General features: G+C 52.6%; 14 protein-coding genes. 6 read left to right on the top strand and 8 right to left on the bottom strand.

All coding sequences use genetic code 11. The features are described from left to right. Positions 1–297: 297 nt before the first annotated feature. From LGT44_RS15130 to LGT44_RS15120, 3 genes are all read left to right on the top strand, one after another. Positions 298–1,608 carry a hypothetical protein gene (locus LGT44_RS15130; protein ID WP_230331332.1) on the top strand — a complete coding sequence of 437 codons (1,311 nt, stop codon included), beginning with the start codon at positions 298–300 and terminating at the stop codon, positions 1,606–1,608. Positions 1,609–1,843: 235 nt separating this feature from the next. Beyond that, on the top strand, positions 1,844–3,316 hold the full coding sequence (locus tag LGT44_RS15125; RefSeq protein WP_230331331.1) for a hypothetical protein: 1,473 nt from the start codon (positions 1,844–1,846) through the stop codon (positions 3,314–3,316). Positions 3,317–3,520: 204 nt separating this feature from the next. Continuing rightward, positions 3,521–4,795, top strand: coding sequence for a hypothetical protein (locus tag LGT44_RS15120; protein WP_230331330.1), 1,275 nt, complete (start codon positions 3,521–3,523; stop codon positions 4,793–4,795). A 62-nt stretch (positions 4,796–4,857) separates the two neighbouring features. Here the strand turns inward: LGT44_RS15120 and LGT44_RS15115 are convergent, their stop codons facing one another. Beyond that, positions 4,858–5,247 carry an MmcQ/YjbR family DNA-binding protein gene (locus LGT44_RS15115; RefSeq protein ID WP_230331329.1) on the bottom strand — a complete coding sequence of 130 codons (390 nt, stop codon included), beginning with the start codon at positions 5,245–5,247 and terminating at the stop codon, positions 4,858–4,860. Positions 5,248–5,275: 28 nt separating this feature from the next. Beyond that, positions 5,276–6,391, bottom strand: coding sequence for an alanine racemase (alr, locus tag LGT44_RS15110; protein ID WP_230331328.1), 1,116 nt, complete (start codon positions 6,389–6,391; stop codon positions 5,276–5,278). A gap of 244 nt (positions 6,392–6,635) precedes the next feature. Between alr and LGT44_RS15105 the strand changes: the two genes are divergently transcribed. Both LGT44_RS15105 and LGT44_RS15100 read left to right on the top strand, forming a co-directional pair. After that, positions 6,636–7,835, top strand: a complete 1,200-nt coding sequence (locus tag LGT44_RS15105) for a DnaT-like ssDNA-binding domain-containing protein (protein ID WP_230331327.1) — start codon at positions 6,636–6,638, stop codon at positions 7,833–7,835. Further along, a complete protein-coding gene (locus tag LGT44_RS15100) occupies positions 7,744–8,412 on the top strand; it encodes a replication protein P (protein WP_230331326.1) in 669 nt (222 codons plus the stop codon). Before LGT44_RS15105 ends, LGT44_RS15100 begins: the two co-directional genes overlap by 92 nt. Before the next feature lie 76 nt (positions 8,413–8,488). Here LGT44_RS15100 and LGT44_RS15095 read toward each other — a convergent pair whose 3' ends face one another. The 6 genes from LGT44_RS15095 to LGT44_RS15065 all read right to left on the bottom strand — a co-directional run bounded on the left by LGT44_RS15095 (position 8,489) and on the right by LGT44_RS15065 (position 18,211). Then, on the bottom strand, positions 8,489–10,213 hold the full coding sequence (locus tag LGT44_RS15095; RefSeq protein ID WP_230331325.1) for a jacalin-like lectin: 1,725 nt from the start codon (positions 10,211–10,213) through the stop codon (positions 8,489–8,491). A 185-nt stretch (positions 10,214–10,398) separates the two neighbouring features. After that, positions 10,399–12,510 carry an autotransporter-associated beta strand repeat-containing protein gene (locus LGT44_RS20195; protein WP_328296355.1) on the bottom strand — a complete coding sequence of 704 codons (2,112 nt, stop codon included), beginning with the start codon at positions 12,508–12,510 and terminating at the stop codon, positions 10,399–10,401. Positions 12,511–12,967: 457 nt separating this feature from the next. Then, positions 12,968–15,886, bottom strand: coding sequence for a TonB-dependent receptor (locus LGT44_RS15080; RefSeq protein WP_230331151.1), 2,919 nt, complete (start codon positions 15,884–15,886; stop codon positions 12,968–12,970). Between the two features lie 13 nt (positions 15,887–15,899). Then, positions 15,900–16,940 (bottom strand): FecR family protein, encoded by a 1,041-nt coding sequence (locus LGT44_RS15075; protein WP_230331152.1) that lies wholly within the window; start codon positions 16,938–16,940, stop codon positions 15,900–15,902. Between the two features lie 53 nt (positions 16,941–16,993). Then, positions 16,994–17,524, bottom strand: coding sequence for an RNA polymerase sigma factor (locus tag LGT44_RS15070; RefSeq protein WP_186436034.1), 531 nt, complete (start codon positions 17,522–17,524; stop codon positions 16,994–16,996). A 186-nt stretch (positions 17,525–17,710) separates the two neighbouring features. Then, positions 17,711–18,211, bottom strand: coding sequence for a FecR family protein (locus LGT44_RS15065; protein ID WP_230331153.1), 501 nt, complete (start codon positions 18,209–18,211; stop codon positions 17,711–17,713). 238 nt (positions 18,212–18,449) lie between these two features. Here LGT44_RS15065 and LGT44_RS15060 point away from each other — a divergent pair, with 238 nt between their 5' ends. Further along, complete coding sequence (locus LGT44_RS15060; protein WP_230331154.1) at positions 18,450–20,486, top strand: TonB-dependent copper receptor; 2,037 nt, start codon at positions 18,450–18,452, stop codon at positions 20,484–20,486. Positions 20,487–20,508: the final 22 nt, after the last annotated feature.

Genomic DNA, 20,508 nt, shown 5'->3' with positions numbered 1-20,508 from the left:
AGCCAGTCGGGTGGCCTGGCACAGACAGGCCATCCACAATATTTTATCGTTTATATCTGATACAAAATTCTGACCAGATACAATCTGAGTACCGTATCTGGCCAATGCAGATACGAATAGTACTAAAGAACTGCACCCTGCACTGAGAAGCCAGCAATAATAAAATATTCTTAGCTCATTGGAATTCTTGCTATAAAAAACTGGTTTCACATAATTAATAAGAAGCAGCATTTACATATTTGTTTCTACTTAGCTCAGATAAAGATCTATATAATCCCCCAAACAGAAAAGCACTCAGTGCTCCACCATCCTGTACCCCGCCAACCAGGCGGAACAACAAGTGAAACCTTTAGCACATCAGGATATAAAGCAGACAATCATTCTTTAAATGCGATCAAAGCAACCATCAGATCAGGGATGAATATGTTAACTCCAAATACTTATATAGCACTGGAAGCCGCCGGAATTCCTTCAGGTTCTGTGATGGCTGATTTAATCCGGTCATCAGGTAGTGATTCATCAAAAGTCAGCAAGGTATTTTATGATTTTAATGCAATCACAAGCATGTTCGGTTTTGCTGCAGTCTCTGAAATCAGCTGGTTTTATTCTGAAACCACTTCGGGCGAATTTCCGGTTGCATTTTTAATGGAGGGTATTGGCGACAACAGTAACAGCGTAGTGTTGACACTGTTATTCAATCAGAACGTTTTGGATGGTATTCAGGCAGCTCCTGTATTTGAAGATAATCAGCAGAGTTACTATCAGGTTGCAACGGTTTCCATGGTTGTAAGACTCGCGGGTCAAGACGTTTACACCATGCTGGCAAAGATCGGTGTTGGGCTAAACGAGTTAAACACGGAGCAGTTTACTGAGGTGGACTGGCAGTCAACACTGAGCAGTGTATTACCACGACTGGTTGAAGGTATCAACCAGCTATATATACCGCCGGGTGTATCGTCTGATGACCCGGCTATACCAGCAATACACCCAGGGTTGTGGTTAGCTTGTCAGGTTTCAACTCCCGTTAATATTGCGCTTACAATAATTAAGCTGGCCGAACTTGGTGTTACTATTGTTAAGCATCCAAGCGCCTTTCAATGGTTAATTGCAAATTTTTCCTCATCAACACTGACAATAAGCGATTCGTATCAGTATGAAGCCGGTCTGACGAGTTGTTCAGATACATCAGGTCATCCTGTATCAACCCCTGTTGACTTAATTATTCAGCCACCTCAGACAGTTAATCTTCCGTATGATCGCAGTATTGAGCTGGTGCAGTTTGCAGTTATTACACAGATTTGTGCCAGTGAACTGAAAGGAACGGGCGTGGCGTTAATTACCCAAAGCGATCTGACGAAAAGCAGCGCAAGTCTGATAAATATTCCCTGGTCAGGTGACAACAAAGTTCATGTATCAACTAGTTATCCACAAACTGCAGCTGATTACTGGGATCAGCAAAGCGACATATCATCAGGAAATTCACAAAGCGCCATTTTTACCGATGGAACAACACTGGATATCAGCATTGATGCACTCTCCGGCAGGCAGCCAATGGGAGATGGTAAGCTGGCCTATTATTACAACGCTATTTTAGCATTCAACCAGTAACACCTGGGTCTGTGAATACTGATTAAACAGTCCCCGATTACCGCCGGTCGAAAAAAAACCAGACTTTTTAATGATAATCCCCCTGCTTATTCACAAGCAGGGGGATTTCTGTGTTGGACTGGAACTGACCGCTTCCCCTTAGTTGTACAAAGCCGGGGCCTGTTTAATCAGTGTTAACAGCCCCTGACAGGAAGTCTGGTTATCCATATCTTTTTGGCAATTAATGGAGGATGTTATGTCTAACTCAAATATCAATGTTTCTCTGGTTCAAACTCAGATGTTTACTCCAGGAACTGACAGTAACTTCAGTGCAATAGCCGGCGCCGGAAAAGGCGGTGAATCAACCGCCAGCTTTCTTAACCAACAGATTTCATATACAGAATTTCTGCAGGAAGTAGGTAGCGGATCCATCTCTATTTTTAACTCAACCATCGGTTTCTATAAAGACGGAGATTGGGTAGATATTATGCCAGTTACTTATGCAATGGCTGGCTCTGGCGACAATACAATTGATCTGGTTGTGTATGGTAAGGTGATGAGAGAAATCTGGGAGCAAATGTCCGGAAGCTCTTCTCTCACAATCCCAGCTGACCAGGATTTACACATAAAGGACTATCCAAACTACTACAAGAAATGGCGAATTGCAGAGCTGCTGCCAACAAAGAACGATTATCGCCGCATGCGTGGTCTGGAACTGGATTGCTCCGATGATACCTGCGAATGTACCAATCTGATAAATGTTAATGGTACGACTTACTGTACATTTGGCTCGGTCGAGTCAACATTCTCATATCACCAAACGCCATTATGGGTAGCGCCGGCAGCTCTTGGAACGTTGTCTACTCTTTCCTCAATACCTTTTGTCAAAACGTCTTTTTCCGAATTCATAAAACCTTGTTTAAAGGCCTGGTGGGAAGGTCAGAAGCAATGTTGGGGAAATGTTGGAAGCGCTGTTAACTATGACTCAACTTCAACATTAATCGAACAGGGTGTAGAAGAAGGCACTGCAGAAACTGTAGCAGAAGAAGGTGCTGAAATTGCCATTACTACAGCGGGAGCGGCATGCTTTGGTATAGTTCTGGCACTGGCTGCAGTACCTATCATAGTGCAGGCGATTGAACATTACTCTTACAACAATATTCAGCTCTATAACCTGTCCAATCATTACGACATGATCTGGGACACGCCATTTATTGTTAATAGTGGAATAATGACTCAGGCACCAATCATTAACAATAACGATAAAGATTATGAGCAATTAATTCCGGGAGTCAGGAACCGCTCTCCAGAGCCCTGGATTCAGGGCAAGGATGGTTACGGCTATGGTGTTTTTTCATTCGCCTCCAGTGGTGCAATGGACGGTGTCGGTGAATCATTTGGACTTAAGTTTTACAAACTGAACCGATCCGCTACCACGGCGAGCGATTACGATGGAGTAACGCCTGATGGTTATGGAGCAATGGCGATTAATATCCCCTGGGCTGGTGATAATGATATTGCCTGTACTATGTCCGAAAATCCAATAAGCTCCAACGATTACTGGAATGAGCGCAATCATCAACAGGTAACCAGTTTAACGGCACAGCTTGCTGAACTGGGGTTACAAATAACAGTCAGTATCGATTATCTCAGCGGCACCCACCCGGAGAGCAGTGGCCAACTGGCTTATTATTACCAGAGTGTCGTAATCATTTCCGATATTACTTAATCAGACTCTTATATTGTTAGCTGAAAACCCCAAACATTTTCAGCTAACAATATCAGGAATTGATAAAGCACTGTGGCGAAACCATATTCTGGTCACAGTGCTTCCAATCTCAATAAGGCCCGGTTCTTTTCTTTCATGATTATCAGAAGTTTATTTTCATGATTCATTTTTCACTGAAAATCCGTATTCAAGAGGATAGTAATTATGAGCACAAACCTACCATTTTGCGTTCCTATTGCCGCCATGGGCATGCCAATGACAGCCGCGGCACCGGGACAACCCACATCGGGTTATGACGCCGTCATGAACTGTCTGGATGGCGGCGATGAAGTACATGACTGGGTACTGAATTACAGTGGCATTCAGCAACTTGTCGCTGCTATGCCCGCTCATATTCCGAATCAAAATGATAATGGCGACTATTTTTTCGAATCAACTGTCGATGATATCCACATTTCAATCCAGTCGTATACAACGTTGAATGAGGAAGCCATCAGTGGCCAGAGCGTACCAGACCAGTATCTGCATAATGGTCAGACCTACAATATTATCGGCTCAATCGAACATACCATCGCTTTTAATAATGTCACTGGCTGGAGCGTAACCCTGCCGGTGATGTTGCTTGGCTCAGTACCAATGTCGATATTGGGAAAAGTCGGATACAGCGCCTTTTTAAAACCACTGGCGCAACGTTTATATACCGGAATCCGTAAAGCTCTGACAACGACGGTTGAAGAAGGTATGGATGAGACTGCGGTAGCTGCGGCAGCCGATGCCGCAGCAGAAGCTGCGGATGTTACTGAACTGATTCTGGAGGAGTCCGCAATTGATGCATCACTAAGCCTGGAAACCGGTGGCCTGGCAATGATTGGCTTTGTTGGCCTGATAGCAATTCAGGTTGGAATCATTCTGATCGTCCATTCTTCTTACCATCAGCTGATCATTTATAATTTTACTCCCTACGATTTAAAGTGGGGAGATGCATCACTGAAGCATGACGCCATGATTACTATGCAACCGGTAACCGATACGACAGGAGATACGCCCGCACAGTGCCTGCCCGCCATGAGTGCAACCTCGCCCTCAAGATTTATTGCTCCTGTAAATACAGCATCAATGGGCCAATTCAATGTTTATAGCGACTCAGAAACACATGGCTGTAAATGGGGGTTGTCATTTCGCCTGTGCGAAGCCGGTACGGATAATGAACTGACGGCCCCGGTTGGAGCAATGTGGGATATTCCATTCAGTGGCAAAAACTCTCTGGGAGTTTCTTCTGGTATCAGCCAGAGTGATTTATCAGACTGGGTCAAAAGCGAAGAAGGAGAGCACAGGCACCATAGCCGAAGTATAGAGCTCGATAACAATACTACTGTGACCAACACTCTTGATCATCTGCAGGGCAAGCATAAAATGGCGCTCGGCTCAGATGACGATGGTTATATTTATCGTTCTGTATTAGTTTTTCAGCCGACTTAGTCTAATTGAATTTTCCCTTTTGCGGACACCAAAGGCTGAAAAGCCCTGGTGTCCTGCATTTATTATACGTCTCCCCCACACAACTCGGCGTCGCTGTAACGGGTAGTCAGATAGCGCTTCTGCGCTCTGGTTAATTTCTGAAAAATCAGCCGGTAAGAATGATCGACCATACGTTCCAGCTCACCGTCGGGCACATCGCCGTCCAGCAGCACGGTATTCCAGTGGGTTTTATTCATGTGGTAGCCGGGAATAACGGCGCTGAACACATCGCGCAATTCCACCGCCTGCTGCGGATCACACTTCAGGTTAATCCGCGCTTTGCCGTCTTTTTCGTACAGCAGGGCAAACATTTTGTCCTGTACTTTATAAACATAAGCATCCGGGCCGAAGGGAAAATCCTCCAGTGCTTCGGGCTTGCTCAGCAGGTAAGTACGCAGTGTGCGGAAGTCCATTTACGCTCTCATATTTACGTTTGGCAAATCAGGGATTAAGTACTGTTGCGCCATCACTCGGCAGTTCGCGCGCCACGCGTTTTACCCGCGGCGTCAGCTGGCAGAACAACTCGTAACTGATGGTGCCGCACAGTTCTGCGATACGGTCGACGCTGAGATGCTCGCCCCAGAGTTCAACCGGCGAACCGATCTGCGCGTGCGGATGGTCGGTAAGATCGACGGTGATCATATCCATCGACACCCGGCCAATCAGCGGGCATTCAACACCGTCCACCAGCACCGGCGTGCCGGCCGGCGCATGGCGCGGATATCCGTCCCCATAACCAATAGCGACAACACCGACGCGGGTATCGCGTTCAGCCGTCCAGTCACCGCCGTAGCCTACGGTTTCACCGGCGGGTACGTCGTGGGTGCTGATCAGTTGTGATTCGAGGCTCATTACCGCTTTCAGGCCCAGCTCGGCAGCGCTTTTATAATTCAGCGGCGAGCTGCCATAGAGCATGATGCCCGGGCGGCTTAAACCTTCGGCGACCAGGTCATCATTGATGCGTTTTTCGGTCAGCAGGCCGGCACTGTTGCTGATGCTCAGCGGCACCGGCCAGTCGCGGCTGTAGAGGGTATCAAGCTGTGCGGCAAGTACCGGAGACTGCCATTCATCGGCACTGGAGAAGTGCGAAATCACATAGCGCAGTTCCAGTTGTTCATCGGCGCCGATCAGGGCGAGGATGTCGTCGGCTTCGCTGACGCGGAACCCTAAACGGTTCATGCCGCTGTTGATCTTCAGCCACACCCCCACCGGCTGGCTCAGCGTGGCGCTGGCCCGGTCCTGCAGCTGTTTGCGGTGATGCACCACCAGCTGAATTTTATGTTCGGCGGCCAGTGCCCATTCATGCGCGTCGTAAGCGCCCTGCAGCACCACCAGCGGACGGCGGATACCGGCTTCGCGCAGGGCCAGAGCCTCGTCAACACAGGCCACGGCAAAGCCGTCGGCGCTGCTCAGGGCGCGGGCGCAGTTGACCAGCCCGTGGCCGTAGCCATTGGCTTTGATCACCGCATAGGCCTTACCGCTGACGCCGGATTTGGCCAGTTGGTAATTGTGGCGGAAGTGAGACCAGTTGATTAATGCGCGCGTTGGACGTGTCATGGACGTGGGAACAACCTCGAAAATAGGTACAATAGCGCTTTGGCCCTGCCACAACCAGTGATGCCGGTATCAATAACGCCGTAACCGCTACAGGCGGGAATCGTTGCTGATACGGAATGCCGGGTATTTAGTGCAGGGCCGCCGGAGTACAATGCCGGCAGAATCTGCCGGGCGGCCATTATGTCAGGCCTGTCCAGCAAAAACACCCGCTGCCTCTGGCTGCAAACCCGCTACGGAAATCACCATGCCCAGTCACCCGCTGTTTACCGACAAAACCATTGCCCTCTCGGCAACGCTGGCGGCGACCATTGGCCTGGAAGAAGCTGTGCTGCTGACCGTGCTTAACGATGCCGCCAGCATCCAGGGGCAGCAATGGGCGCGGCTGCATAATCAGGCACTGCGCAACCAGCTGCCGTTCTGGGATGACGTCAGCATCCGCCGGGTGCTGCGCAGCCTGCTCGATAAAGGCCTGCTCAGCCTGCAGGGGCCGATGTTTCCCGATGCCGAAGGTCTTATTTACGCCTTCAGTGCCGCGCAACCACAGGGGCGTGCGCAACCCGGCAGCGAAGCACAGCCACAACAGACCATTGCCCCTACACAGCCAGGCCACTTTAAGCAGCCGCTGGAATCGCGCTGGCAGCCACAGGAAGACACCCTCGCCCGCCTCGAACAACACGGCATTCCGCGCAGCTTTGCCTGGGCCCAGCTGGATACCTTTATTCTGCAGGGACAGGAACAGGGCGCGAACCGCAATGACTGGAACACCCGCTTTTTCCGCCATGTGAAGAGTCAGTGGGTATTCACTCAGAACGATGCACAGAAGCAACAACGCACCCTTGAGCGTGGTTTTCAGGGCACCGCGGCGGGCGTGAGCATACAGGAACGCAGTGCCTTTAAGCCGGCACAGGATGAAGCTGCCCCTATCAGCCTCGACTGGCAGCCGAGCCAGGATGCCTGCCAGATTCTGCAGCGTGCCGGTATCGACCCGCAGTTTATTACCGATGCCGTGGCCGAGTTTGTACTCTACTGGGCCGAACGTGGCGACGCGTTTAAAACCTGGAACAGCAAGTTTATTCAGCAGGTGCGCCAGCAATGGGCGCGCTACAGTGCCTCGGTGGAGCATTCCTCTCTGCCGACCCGCATTCCCGATAACTGGCAGCCGGCGGAAGACTGCTACGACATTCTCGCCATGGGTCATATCGACCGTCAGTTTGCTCAGGGTCTGGTACCGGAATTTGTGCTTTACTGGCGCGACTCCAATCAGGTACATAACAGCTGGAACAGCCGTTTTCTGCAATACGTTAAACAGCAATGGGGCAAGCGTTTAGCCCAGACTTCGTCAGGAGAATCCTATGGCACGCACACCGGCCAGCACACAACTGCTCAACCGGGTTACGCAACAGCTGAAGCAAGCGTCCAGCGACTCAAAGACACCAGCTGGTGAAACCCTGGCGCACGAGCCGAGCATTGAGCAGAAAGAAGCCATTAACCAGATTTTTGAGCTGTTCCGCTTTAATTATCACAACCAGTTTTTAAAGGCCTTTCCCGACCTCGACACCATGATTATGGCAAAGCGGTTATGGGCGCGGCTGCTGGGTGAATACAGTGGTGACGTGATGATGCGGGCCGCTGAAAGAGCGGTAAAAGAAAGCAGTTTTCTGCCCAGTGTGCACGAAGTACTGGCCCGTTGCGACGTGGCCGACAGCCTGGGTTTACCCTCGGCCCACGCCGCTTTTATGGAAGCCTGCCGCGCGCCATCACCGAAAAAAGAATTTAACTGGAGCCATCCGGCGGTGTATTACGCCGGCCGTGCCAGCGACTGGTTTTTTCTGGCCAATAATATTGAAGAAAAAACCTTCCCGGTATTTAAACGCAATTATGAAATATTGCTGAAGCGCCTGCAGAATGGCGAAAGTATCGAGATGGAAGTAGCCAAAGCGCTGCCCGAACACAGCGAGACACCGCTGCCGCGTAAAGAGCAGCAACAGCGGTTGCAGGAACTGAAGAAGCAGTTAAGTTAAAAAAATCCCGGAATACTCCGGGATTTTTTTATTTAAATCATGATGAAGCGCTGATTACACTTCAAAAGCCTTACCGTTAAGGCACCAGCGTCCAGCGCTGGTTATTCCCACCCCAGTTATACCAGGTTCCGGCGTTATCTCCGGCATTGCTGCCGTAACCATCCACCACCTGTTCCGGTAATGTACGCATAGCTACTGAGCCATCGGCATTCAGGCTGAAGCGCTGATTAGCATTGCCATTGCACTGCCAGATCATCAGGTTGGCGCCGTTGGCAAAATTGCCGCCATTATCCAGACAAAAGCGGTTGTCCTGCTGGCTGCGGATTAATCCGCTGCTGGCGTCGTAATGCCATTTCTGCCAGTTGCCGTTATTGCAGGTCCACTGGCCTACGTTGGTGCCGTTGCTCATGTTGGCATTGCTGATATCCAGACACAGGCCGGAGGCATTATTAATAAACTGCACGTAGTCCACCGCTGGCGGAATATTGCCCGCCTGGAACGGTGCGTAAACCACACCGGCTTTATCCAGCTCTTCACCAGCGCGGCCATGCAGGCCAACAATCTGCCAGCCAGCCGGAGCATTAAAGGTCTGACAGCTGCCGGTGGTTGAGCCCGCCGCTACGCTGCGGTTCTGACTGGTGGTAAAGCGGCTGTAGAAGATACGGGTTCTGCCGTCTTTCTGGCCGCTGCACAGCTGCAGTGACGTCAGGTATTCGCCACTGTTGAGGTTCAGCACATGATCCGTACCGCCATTACCGCCGTGCGATAGCACGAAGCCGTTGCTCAGGGTCAGGTCGATACGGTCAACGCGGGAACCGGCGCGGATATTAACGCCGCTTACAGCCGGATTCTGCGGTAATACCGCCACATCGTTAAAATGCGTACCGTGCGGGCCACCAAAAGGATCGCTCAGCTGGCGGTCGGCCGGGGTGGAATATACAAAGTCAGTCTGCAGCGGTGGGTGGTCAGATAAACGCAGCCCATCGCTGGTGTTGTCGTCCTGACGCAGCAGGTGATAGACCGCATCCAGCCCGACAAAACCGTTATCGCGGAACAGCACTTTATCGACAATTTCGCAATCCGGGGCCGAGGTCTGCGGATCACAGGTCAGGGCATCAGCGCCGCTTACCGGCACGTCGCCGTTACGCGACAGTTTGAGCCAGGCATCGCTGAAACCACGGTTCAGCAGTTCCCAGATATTATCGCCACTGCGGGTATAACGGGTGTTGGTATCGCCCATCACGATCACCGCATTACCGGCAGAATTAGCATCGATATAGCTGATTAACTGGCGGATATTGCCACGACGGGCAGCCAGATCGGCATCGCCCACCTGAGCCTGGGTATGCAGGTTATAGATATCCACATACACACCTTCTGCCAGACGGGTGCGCGCCAGGGTGAAGCCCTTGGGGGTTAAACAATCAACGCCATTACAGTCTTTCCAGCGGACCCGCTCCCAGTCGCTGTACGGAAAGCGGCTGAGGGTATTCAGGCCACTGCCAATGCCCATGCCGCCGGTGGTGGCGGAGCGGTATGGATGGGTGTTGCAGGTGTCATAGAGTGCGGCGTGATAGTTAAAATCTTCCTGCACGTTCACCACATCAAATTCGTTGATATAACAGCTGATCTCTTCCGTGGCACTCTGGCGCGGCGATACCGCACTGGAAAACAATTCCAGTAAACCGGCGACGTTGTAGGTGAGAGTACTGAAGCTGCCTTCCTGTGAGGCCGATACCTGAGCAGGCGCGGCACTGAGTGCGGCCAGCATCATGCCGGCGGTCAGCATGGATCTGTTCATAAGTGTTACCTTCGTATTTATGATTATTATTTGGCCCATCGCAATCAGATTGCGGTACTTTTGTACCACATCAGAACTCATCCGCGGCAGGACAACACGGGCCGCTGCGTAACACGCCAGATGCCAACAGCGGCCCATCATGACCAGATGGCGGAAAACCACTCGTTTTCCGCCACCGTGAACGATCAGTTCAGACGGGCGATGACACTGGTGCCGGTGTATTCCAGCGTTACCCCGTAATCACCGGCATCCACATGGCTGAACTCACCGGCAACCTTACCTGCCTGCAGCAAGGTATAAGCAGCCCCGCTTTGCGGCGTCAGGCCGGCAAAATCGAGAGTCAGCATGGCACCATCAATAAACAGGGTTTCAGCAGTGGCAACCTGAGTGCTGTCTGCATCCATGGCCAGCTTCAGTACTGCAGCGCCATTCAGGGTGATATTGCCGCCCAGCTGCAATGCACCACGGGCATCAACCAGTGCCGTACCGGAGTTCACAAACAGATCGCCCTGACCGAAGGCCGAAGCAGACGCTGCTTCCAGCGTACCGCCGTTAATCACGGTGCCACCGCTGTAGCTGTTGTTACCGGTCAGCGTCAGGTGACCACTGCCGGCTTTGCTCAGCTTGCCGGCGCCGCTGATGTCGTTGCGCCACCAGTCACGGGCAGAGAAACCGCCATCACTGGCTTCCATAGTCACGCTCACATCACCCAGGAAAGCGCCGTAACCGTCAGCCGCATCGACCAGATTAATGCGTCCCCAGCCGTTGGAGTCATCCAGAATCGGATAGCCGGAATCGACTTCGGTGGTAAACAACACCGCCCGGCGCTGGGCATCGGACAGATAAGGCTGGCGGGTTTTCAGCAGGGCTTCCGCACCTTCAGGCACGACCGCAGGCTGGCCGGCTTTGCTGCTGTCCTGTGGCAGACCGTAGGTCATACGGAAGCGGTATAACGCCTTGATCGCGGCGTGGTCATCGTAGTCATTATTGTTAAACACATCGGCATTAACGGTAACGCCGTCGGCCTCGATAACGCTGCCGGTTTCACCTTCTGCCAGAGTGCGGTGGGCATAGTCGTACAGATTCATACCCGCTTCTGCGGCTTTGGTTTCGTAGAAAGCATGCAACTGGTTGTAAGCGGCCTGGCCGGACTCATAACCTGCTGTGGTGTTCAGCGCATCGGCCGCACTCATCAACGCCATAATGCGGCCACCAATCACATCCACAGGCGAGTGCATACCAGCAACAATACGGTTTTCACCCAGCTCTGAACCGCGCACAACATGCTCGGCAAAACGTACCGGGAAGGCATACGCCAGCGACAATGACGACACCACACCGGCATTGGTGTGACCACTCGGATAACCACCGTCTTTGCGCAGGCTCTGTTCATCACCGCTGTTACTCTTACGGCGGGCACATACCAGCCCCGGAATCACACTGACATCGCTGTTATAAATATCGAAATTAATGTCTGCCGGTGCACCACTGCTGTTGATACAGGTACGCAGATCATTGCCGAGATATTCCACCGCACCGGTGCTGGTCATACGCCACGGGCGCGGGGTCGAGAAAATATATTTGGAACCACTGGTTGATGTTGCAGCCATGTTGTAACGCACATTATTGGTGAAACGTACGGCTGCGCCGAACGCGCTGTTTTCATCACCGGTAAAGGTCCAGCTATCATCACTGTCGCCGAGGTAATGGCTGTCTTCCAGCACCTGCGCCACGGTCGGTTCGGTAATATCGTAATAGGTGCCGCTGTTCGCCACATAGTCTTCGGTCAGCGGGCCAAAACCATCAACAACGGAATAGCTTTTACCGCGGCGGTCATCGAGATAAGCGCGAATTGCTGCTTCGTCAGAACGCTCAGCCGTAACTTTTTCAACGTAGGCAATATTGGCCGCCCAGACCGCTGCATTTTTAATCGGATTGGCTTCATAACTGTCCGGACCGCTGCCGCTGGCGGCACTCTGGTAAGCGTCACTGGTGCCTTTCCAGATGCTGTTAATACCTTTCAGGGCATGTGGATAGGGGTTGTCATGAATGCTGTATTTCAGCGTACTGTGACCATTATTTTTACCGTATAAAATCACCGGCAAAGGATAGGCAGCATCAGGGGCTGCTACATATTGCTCAAAACCCAGGCCTGCAGGCATTACCGGTTTACTGATGTCTGCCGTGCTGTTGTCATCGTTATTATCGTCGCCACAGGCGCTCAGCATCAGCGTAGCGGCCGCGACCATGGCCAGATACAGACCGTTGCGTTTATTCAGGTTTTTTTCAGTATTCATAACGTTCACTTGGTTGTCGGATTTAAAATTTGTCAGATTTAAAAAGACATAAACCGCATGCCAAACATGCGATCTATGTTGAGAGAGACACCAGTGAAGACCGGCTTAAGCAGCACAAGGGGACATTACAATTCTGTGAAATTTTTCAGGGCCTGTTAACACTAAGTGAATCCGGCCTGCTGAGATCCAGTTTTTCTCAGGACAAGGAGAGAGGAGTGATATTAGCGGGCTAAATGAATGACGAACGACGATGCTCATGGGGAAAACTGGCCTCAGCCCGAAGGGTTATGGCTAAAAATCCCTCATCCTGCGTTGCTGTTCGTTCGCTTAACCCGTTAGGCCACACTCTCAGCGCCTTGTTTGAGAAATTTTTAGCCGATAACAGGCCTGTTTAATTAGTGTTAACAGGCCCTGACAGGATATCCACAGGCCGGAATTATTTAGGGGTGGTTAATATTCAGTGATCAGAAAAATTCAGACTGATACCGGCCAGTATTTCTGTACCTGTGGTGGAATAACTGTAAACCCGGTTGGTTTTATCAACGAAAAGGTCAAAGGGTTCGTTGCCGAGATTGCGGGCATCCAGAGAAAATGTCAGTTCCGGGCTGGCATTCCAGCGCAGATAAGCACCGGTAATTAATGACGCATTCACACCTTCGCGGTCATTATTATTCGCACCCGGCACCCGCGTCAGATATTGCGAACGCGCCTTTAATGTCAGGCCAGCGCTGACACTCTGGTTGCGGAACCATAATTCGCTGTTCACAACATGGCGTGATAACCCTGGTGCTGGCAAGGTGGTAACGCCGTCATCCAGCGGATAACGGACCAGCCCTCGATTCAGTGCATAGCCAACCCGCACACCAAAATTCTGCAGCGCAGCGGGCAAAAAATAAAATGGCAGTTGCAGGTTCAGTTCAAGACCACTGATATCGGTTCCCGGCCCGTTCACCGGCCGCCGGTAAGTATATAAACCGTCGCTCAGTGCCAGCTGATCCCATTGCGGGTTGTAATATGGCAACTGCTCCAGCGTCAGTTCTTCAACCTGCGCGACGACCAGGCTGTCGATGCGTTTATAAAATAATCCGGCGGAAAAAAACTGCTGCTCATCACCGTACCATTCCGCAGAGACATCAAACGAGTGCGCGCGCGACGGTTGCAGTTGGGTATTACCACCTTCCACCAGCCGGGCACTGCTGCGTAATAATAAGGGTGACGTCAGGTCTTCTATCGATGGTCGCGCCAGATCACGGCGATAACCGATACGCAGCAATAAATCATCGCGCGCCTGCATAACCAGATGAAACGCCGGTAACCAGTCAGCGTAATCTGAGCTGTTATTAACGGCGCTGCTGTCGCTGTCTATCGACCAGCGCCCGCGCACAAGTTGACGGGTAGCCGAATAACGCAGGCCCAGATCGCCACGCAGTGGCCACGGCCATTGCCAGAATTCGTAAGAGGTCTGCCACCAGGACGACCAGGTATATTCGTTTAACCGCCGCTGCTGTAAAGGATCATGCACCAGTGCGGTGTTTGTCCCAAGGGCGTCAATAACCGCGTGGCTGCCAACAATCCAGTGATGCGGCAACCCTGATGGCCCGGGACCAGCGGAAAAATCACCGGGGGTACGCTGGTAAAATTCACCGACCGGGCCATTAATATCACTGTTATTATATTCGCCCTCGGCGCGGTCATTTAAAAAGCCCTGCAACTGCGTCCCGGCAAAGTGTCTGAAATTATCATTGTGCTTAATGTCGAGCTCAAAGGAAGCAACGCGATACTGATTCGTTACCTGATCTTCACGCAGATTAATCTGGTACAGCTGCCATTCCTGCGGATTGGTAATATCAAAGCCGTAATGATTGAGCGCAAAGCGATCGTTCTGGCGCAGATCAAAACTGAAGTCCTGAGCGTACGACATCAGCGTCACTTTATCGTGGTCCGGACTGTCGAAAACCGAGCGCTGGTAACCCAGTGCCGAATGCAGACGTACGCGTTCTGATAACGGTAAATACCAGTCAAATTTTAATTGGCCGAGGCGGGTTTCGTCGGTTTCGTAATTATGTTCGCTACGGATATCAACGCCGGAAAAATTACCGTACACCATACCGGCATGACGGGTTGCAAAATCGTTAACCCTGATATGACTCAGGTCCTGGGTTTTCAGTCCGGCCGAACTGATATGGTATTCGTGCATGGTTTGCTGACTGCGGGCCATAAAGGCCGTCAGGTCAAAGTCGCCCCAGCCGGTGTTGTGCCATTGCAGTGCGCTGTTTAAGCCGTAGGAAATTTGTTCACGATCGAGAATATCGTAACGGTTATGGCGCGGATAAAAGACTGCGCCATTTTCCAGCTGCGTCTGCTGTTCAACACTTAATGCCGGCTGCTCTCCCCAATCAGCGGTTTGCCAGCGTACGGTGGAAAATCCCCGCTCCTGAGTTGCCCGGGTACGGTAACTCAGCCCCAATAACCAGCCGATGGTTCCTGCCGTGCCGTTATCGCGGGCCCCCTGTAATCCACCCGATAAGGCAAACCCCTTACCATCATGGCTGAGGTTCTGTTCATTCTGCAGCGCGAACCATTGCTGGCCGGCGTTGTTATCCGCCAGCGGCAGCGGCGTGCGTAAATCAACCGAACCGGCAATGGCACCTTCTTCCGTTCGCGCCGCCGCAGATTTATCCAGCTCGACCTGAGTAAAAAGCCCCGGCGGCAACATATCAAAATCAAAACTGCGCGAATTATTCACCGAGCCCCGCGCATCGATGCTGGTACCGGTAGCCAGCATCGGCATACCGTTCACCAATACCCGGGTAAAATCAGCCCCCAGACCGCGGATACTGAGATTACGGTCCATACCGGCTTCCTGACTGAAAGCCACGGCGCTGGTTGCCGCAACGGACGAGGTCAGATCATTATTTCCGGCTAGCTGACCGCGGGATAACGTCGCGCGGGTGCTGAGGGTATTGCTGTTATAACGGCTGGCCAGCGACGCATCGCGGATAAAAGGCGCTGCGGTAACGATGACTTCTTCGGCGATGTTGTTGGCTGCCGTTTCTGTTGCATTCTGCGGCTGAAAAACCAGCACCACTCCGGCAGCGGTCTGGCGGTAATGCCAGCCACTGTTGGCGGTGGCATAGTTAAGAAATTCGCTCAGCGAACAATCACCCAGTGGCTGTGCCAGCCAGGTTGTATCCGGCTGCGGATAATTGGTCAGCACCGCCAGCTGATAACGGTCAGACACTTGCTGAATAATATGACTGAGGGTTGTCTGGCTGACGCCATCATAGAAGCAGCGGTTGGCGGCCTGTGTATAAGCGCTGCCGGTCAGCAGCAGGCCGAGCCCCAGCTGCGGCCATAATCTGCGCCAGCTGCGCATGTTCCGTTGCTCTTCAGCGCGTTTCCGGATCATTGCCCGACAGCAGTATCAGATCGTCACTGACCTGCAGTGACAGATCAAACAAACTGGCAATCAGGCTGAGGGTTCCTTCCACATCGCTCTGGTTATAACGGCCGGAAAACGGCAACGTCTGCTCAATGCCCTGCAAACGGATGGGCCGTGCCGAATAGCGCTGTAAATGCGCGACCACATCGGCCAGCGGTTCCGCCTCTGCACGGCGCCAGTCCTGACGCCAGTCAGATACCACGGCACGCTGGAAACGTTCGCCACGGTCGGCACTGATACGCACACCGTCACCGGCATGCAGCGTCCATTCCTGCCCGGCGAGCGTTACCCTTACTTCGCCATGCTCAACCACAACACTGACCGCTCCGGCGGTGTTATCCACATTAAATGCGGTACCGACAACCCGGATCTGCACCTTGCCGGTATCAACATAAAACGGTCGCTGCTTATCGGCTGCGACCGAAAAATAGGCTTCGCCCTGAGTCAAGCTGACCAGCCGCTGTTTTTCCTCCAGCACCACCGATACCGCAGAACCGGCATTCAGGTGTATTTCTGAACCATCCGCCAGACGCTCACGGCGCTGCTCACCCACGGCGGTATTAAAACTGAGCGGCTGAACAGCCGGTACAGACGGCTGCATTAGCAGCGGATAAGCCAGCACCAGTGCCAGCATCATGGCCAGTGCCGCCGGTGCCGGCCACCAGCGCGGGCCGGATACAGGCCGCAGCTTTTGCCACAGTGTTTGCAGCAGTTTTGTTCCCCTGGCTGGCAAAACCTCCTCGCCCTCTGCCACCGCAACTGACGGAGCTTTGTGGTTTGCTGTGGCCACACGTTCCAGCGCGATTAATAACGCCTCGTCGTGTTCACCCAGCTGTTGCTGCAGCCAGCTCATGGCTGCCGCATGCTGCGGGCTTTGCATCAGCCAGCGTTGATATTGTTGCTGTTCTGCCGCGTTCAGCTCATGCAGCCGGTCGTACCAGTCTGCAGCCTGTTCACGGATGTTATTGTCTGTTGTTTGTATGGTCATATACCGCGTATTCCGCACTAACTTTTCAATTCCGGCGGTCGGCCGGCGCCGGATTAACAGCCACTTTTTTCCATGGCTTCCGCAATGCTCAGCGTGGCTCTGGTGATGTGTTTTTTAACGGCTTCGATGTTCATATTTAATTCCTGCGCAATCGCTTCACGCGATTTGCCCTGTAAGCGGCGCATGATAAAAACCTGCCGTCTTAATGGCGGCAGCTGCTGCAGGATTTTTTCTAGTTGTTCCAGCTTCTGCGCCTGAATATGCACGTCGTCCAAGGGGATGGATGCCATTTCCGGTACGCTGTCACTGCCGGATGGCTGCTGGCGGTTACGGTTCCAGTAATCAAAAACCACACTGCGGGCCACGGTCAGGCTATACGCCAGCAGGTTATCCACCGGTTTTTTCGCCACCGCCGTTAATGCGCGCACCAGAGTGTCGTGCAGCAGGTCGTCCACGTCCTGATGGTTGTACACCCGGCTGGCAATATAGTTGCGGATATTCGGCAGATGCCCGGTCAGCTGCTGAGCATAAGCTTGAGGCTGATTACACTTAACCCCGGCAGAATATGACTTGCCTGCTGACATGGAGCCCCCGATATCGCATACAGAAGGGCGCAATCTGCCAGCGGCGGATGACAACATTATGAATAAACCCCCGAATTATGCCGGAACGGCTGAGCAGCCATGCGCTGCTCCAGGGCCTGTTCACACTAATTAAAGGGAAGAAGACGCCGCAAGGCGTCAAAGGGGGACATTACAACGGAAAATAATTCAGCGGCTGAGTGCCAGTTCTACCCGCTCGCCGGCATTCAGTGTCTGCACACCACCGCCAGACTGTGCACGCACACTGCCTTCCAGTACCTCAAGTGCCACAACCCCCTCGCCCATCTGCAGTGCAAAAGCACTGGCATCGGCGCGCAGTCTCAGGGTTCCGGCCTGCGCCCAGAAAGGCCGGGCATTGTCCGGAGCAATAATAAACAGCACTTCACCACGCAACAGCTGCACGCGGCGCTGCTCTGCGGTATAGCGTACCGCCACGCTGCTGTTTTCCTGCAGGCGTAATTCTGAACCGTCATCCAGCCGCAGCACACGCTGTTCGGCGCTCACCGTGCTGTAGGTTTCCACATCCGCCGCCTGTTCATTCTGTGCGGGGGCCAGAAACAGATACACCAGCAATGGCACACCCACCAGCAGCAGTAACGCAGCCAGCAGCATACGCGGGTTGCCCGGTGTTGCCTGATGCTCTGCGGAAGAGTCGTATCGTCCTGCCATAAAAGGCCTCATATCATTCCGGATCGGGTGATTTTGTTGTTATGGGCTGCCACTGTGACAGAACAATTACCCTAACACCGCAATCCATTCTCAGGCATGAGACTTTTCGCTAACGCCGGCCAGACAGGCAATAACTGACGCATATCAGCCCTGCGACACCCTGTCGCATCCCGCACAGGCGCCCCAGCAGTTACCCTGCGCGCCATTGATGTATTTATCTTTTTATTGCGGAGTATTTATGCCGGCCTTCCGACCATCGTTATTAGCGTTTCTGATTACTTCCCTGAGCGTGCAGAATGCCCTGGCGGCAGAAGCTGATACTGCTTTTGATACTGCAACCCAACTGGAGCCGATGGTGGTTACCGCTCCGCCAATGAGCGATGTACTGACAGTTACCACCGACCCGAAAGCGCCGCGCCAGCCCATTCCTGCCCATGATGGTGCCGATTTATTAAAAAATATTCCTGGCTTTTCAGTAATCCGCAAAGGCGGTACCGACGGTGATCCGGTATTCCGTGGCATGGCAGCATCACGTCTGGGAATTTTACTGGATGGTGAAATGATTCTCGGCGGCTGCGGTATGCGTATGGACCCGCCCACCGCTTATGTTTTCCCCGAAGCCTATGACGAAGTGACCGTATTAAAAGGCCCGCAAACGGTTAAATACGGCCCCGGCAACAGTGCCGGTGTGGTGATGTTTGAACGTGCTGCGCCGGATTTTTCCACCACGCCGGTACAGGGCGAAGTCAGCCTGCTGGCAGGCAGCGCCGACCGTAACGATCAGGTTGCCCATTTGCTGGCCGGTGGCCAGAAAGGCTATATCGATTTAAGCGGTACCCGCTCCGACGCCAATAACTATGAAGACGGTGACGGCAACGAAGTACACTCGGCCTATACCCGCTGGAGTACCAACGCAGCACTGGGCTGGACGCCGGATAACGATACCCGCATCGAGCTGAGCGGCGCGAAAAGCGATGGTGAAGCACGCTACGGCGACCGCAGTATGGACGGCGCAGAATTCGATCGTTCCAATCTGGGACTGAGCTACGAACAGGAAAATATCTCGCCGCTGTTTAATAACGTAAAAGCCCGTATTTACCGCAATTACGTTGACCACGTGATGGATAATTATTCATTACGCGCTAACAGCGGTATGAAAATGGTTTCCAACCCGGATCGTTTAACCAAAGGCGCCAGTCTCAGCAGCACGCTGGCATTAAGCAATACGACCGAACTGGAAATCGGCGTTGATACCCAGCGCAATGAACACTCGCTGCGTAAAGCCAGCAGCATGAGTGGCACACCGGATTACGAAAGCCTGAGCCGTGTGGATGATATGCGCTTCGCCAGCAACGGTATTTATGCCGAACTGGATCATCGCTATAACGCTGGCCACAGTGTGCATGCCGGTGTACGCATCAATAAAGATAAAGCCGAAGATTTACGCAGCAATAAAACCACCAGCGGCATGGAAGACAACAACACGCTGCGTAATGGTTTTATCCGCTACGAACACCAGCTGAACAGCGCCAATCGTTTATACGCCGGTCTGGGTCACAGCGAGCGCGCGGCCGATTACTGGGAGCGCAGTAAAAATCCGGCAGCCACCAGCACTATGATGACAGGCATGGCATCAACCTTTGATATTGATCCGGAAAAAACCACTCAGCTGGATATCGGCGCGCTGCACAACAGCAAGGATGTGCAGGCATCGGTATCGGCATTTTATACCAAACACAAAGATTACATCCTGATTGAAACCCTGCCGGATGTGAGTGCCTTTGCCAGTAATGCACGTAATATCGACGCCACCAGCTACGGTGCAGAAGCCGACAGCCGCTGGGAATTTACCCCCGGCTGGAACAGCACCGCCACCCTCGCCTGGGTGCATGGCGAAAACGACAGCGACCACCGTGCACTGGGCCAGATGCCTCCTCTCGAAGCCCGCTTCGGTCTGAATTACGGCAACGGTTTATGGTCAGCCGGTGCGTTATGGCGCTTAGTCGCAGAGCAGAACCGCGTTGCTGAAGGCAGCGGTAATATTGTTGGTCAGGATATTGGTAAAAGCGGTGGCTTTAATGTGTTCTCGCTGAATGCCGGTTATCGCCCGCTGGACGATATGCTGCTGACCGCCGGTATCGACAATCTGTTTGACGTTACCTACGCCGAACATATCTCCCGCAGCGGTGCGGCTATTCCGGGTTACGAAAGCACCACCCGGGTAAATGAACCCGGACGCACACTATGGTTAAAAATGCAGTGGGCGTTTAAATAATACAACCGCCCCTGAAACGTCG

The organism is Thalassolituus alkanivorans (genome assembly GCF_020447205.1).
GTDB classification, from domain to species: Bacteria; Pseudomonadota; Gammaproteobacteria; order Pseudomonadales; family Oceanobacteraceae; genus Venatoribacter; species Venatoribacter alkanivorans.
This window is presented reverse-complemented; position numbering and strand designations above follow the sequence as displayed.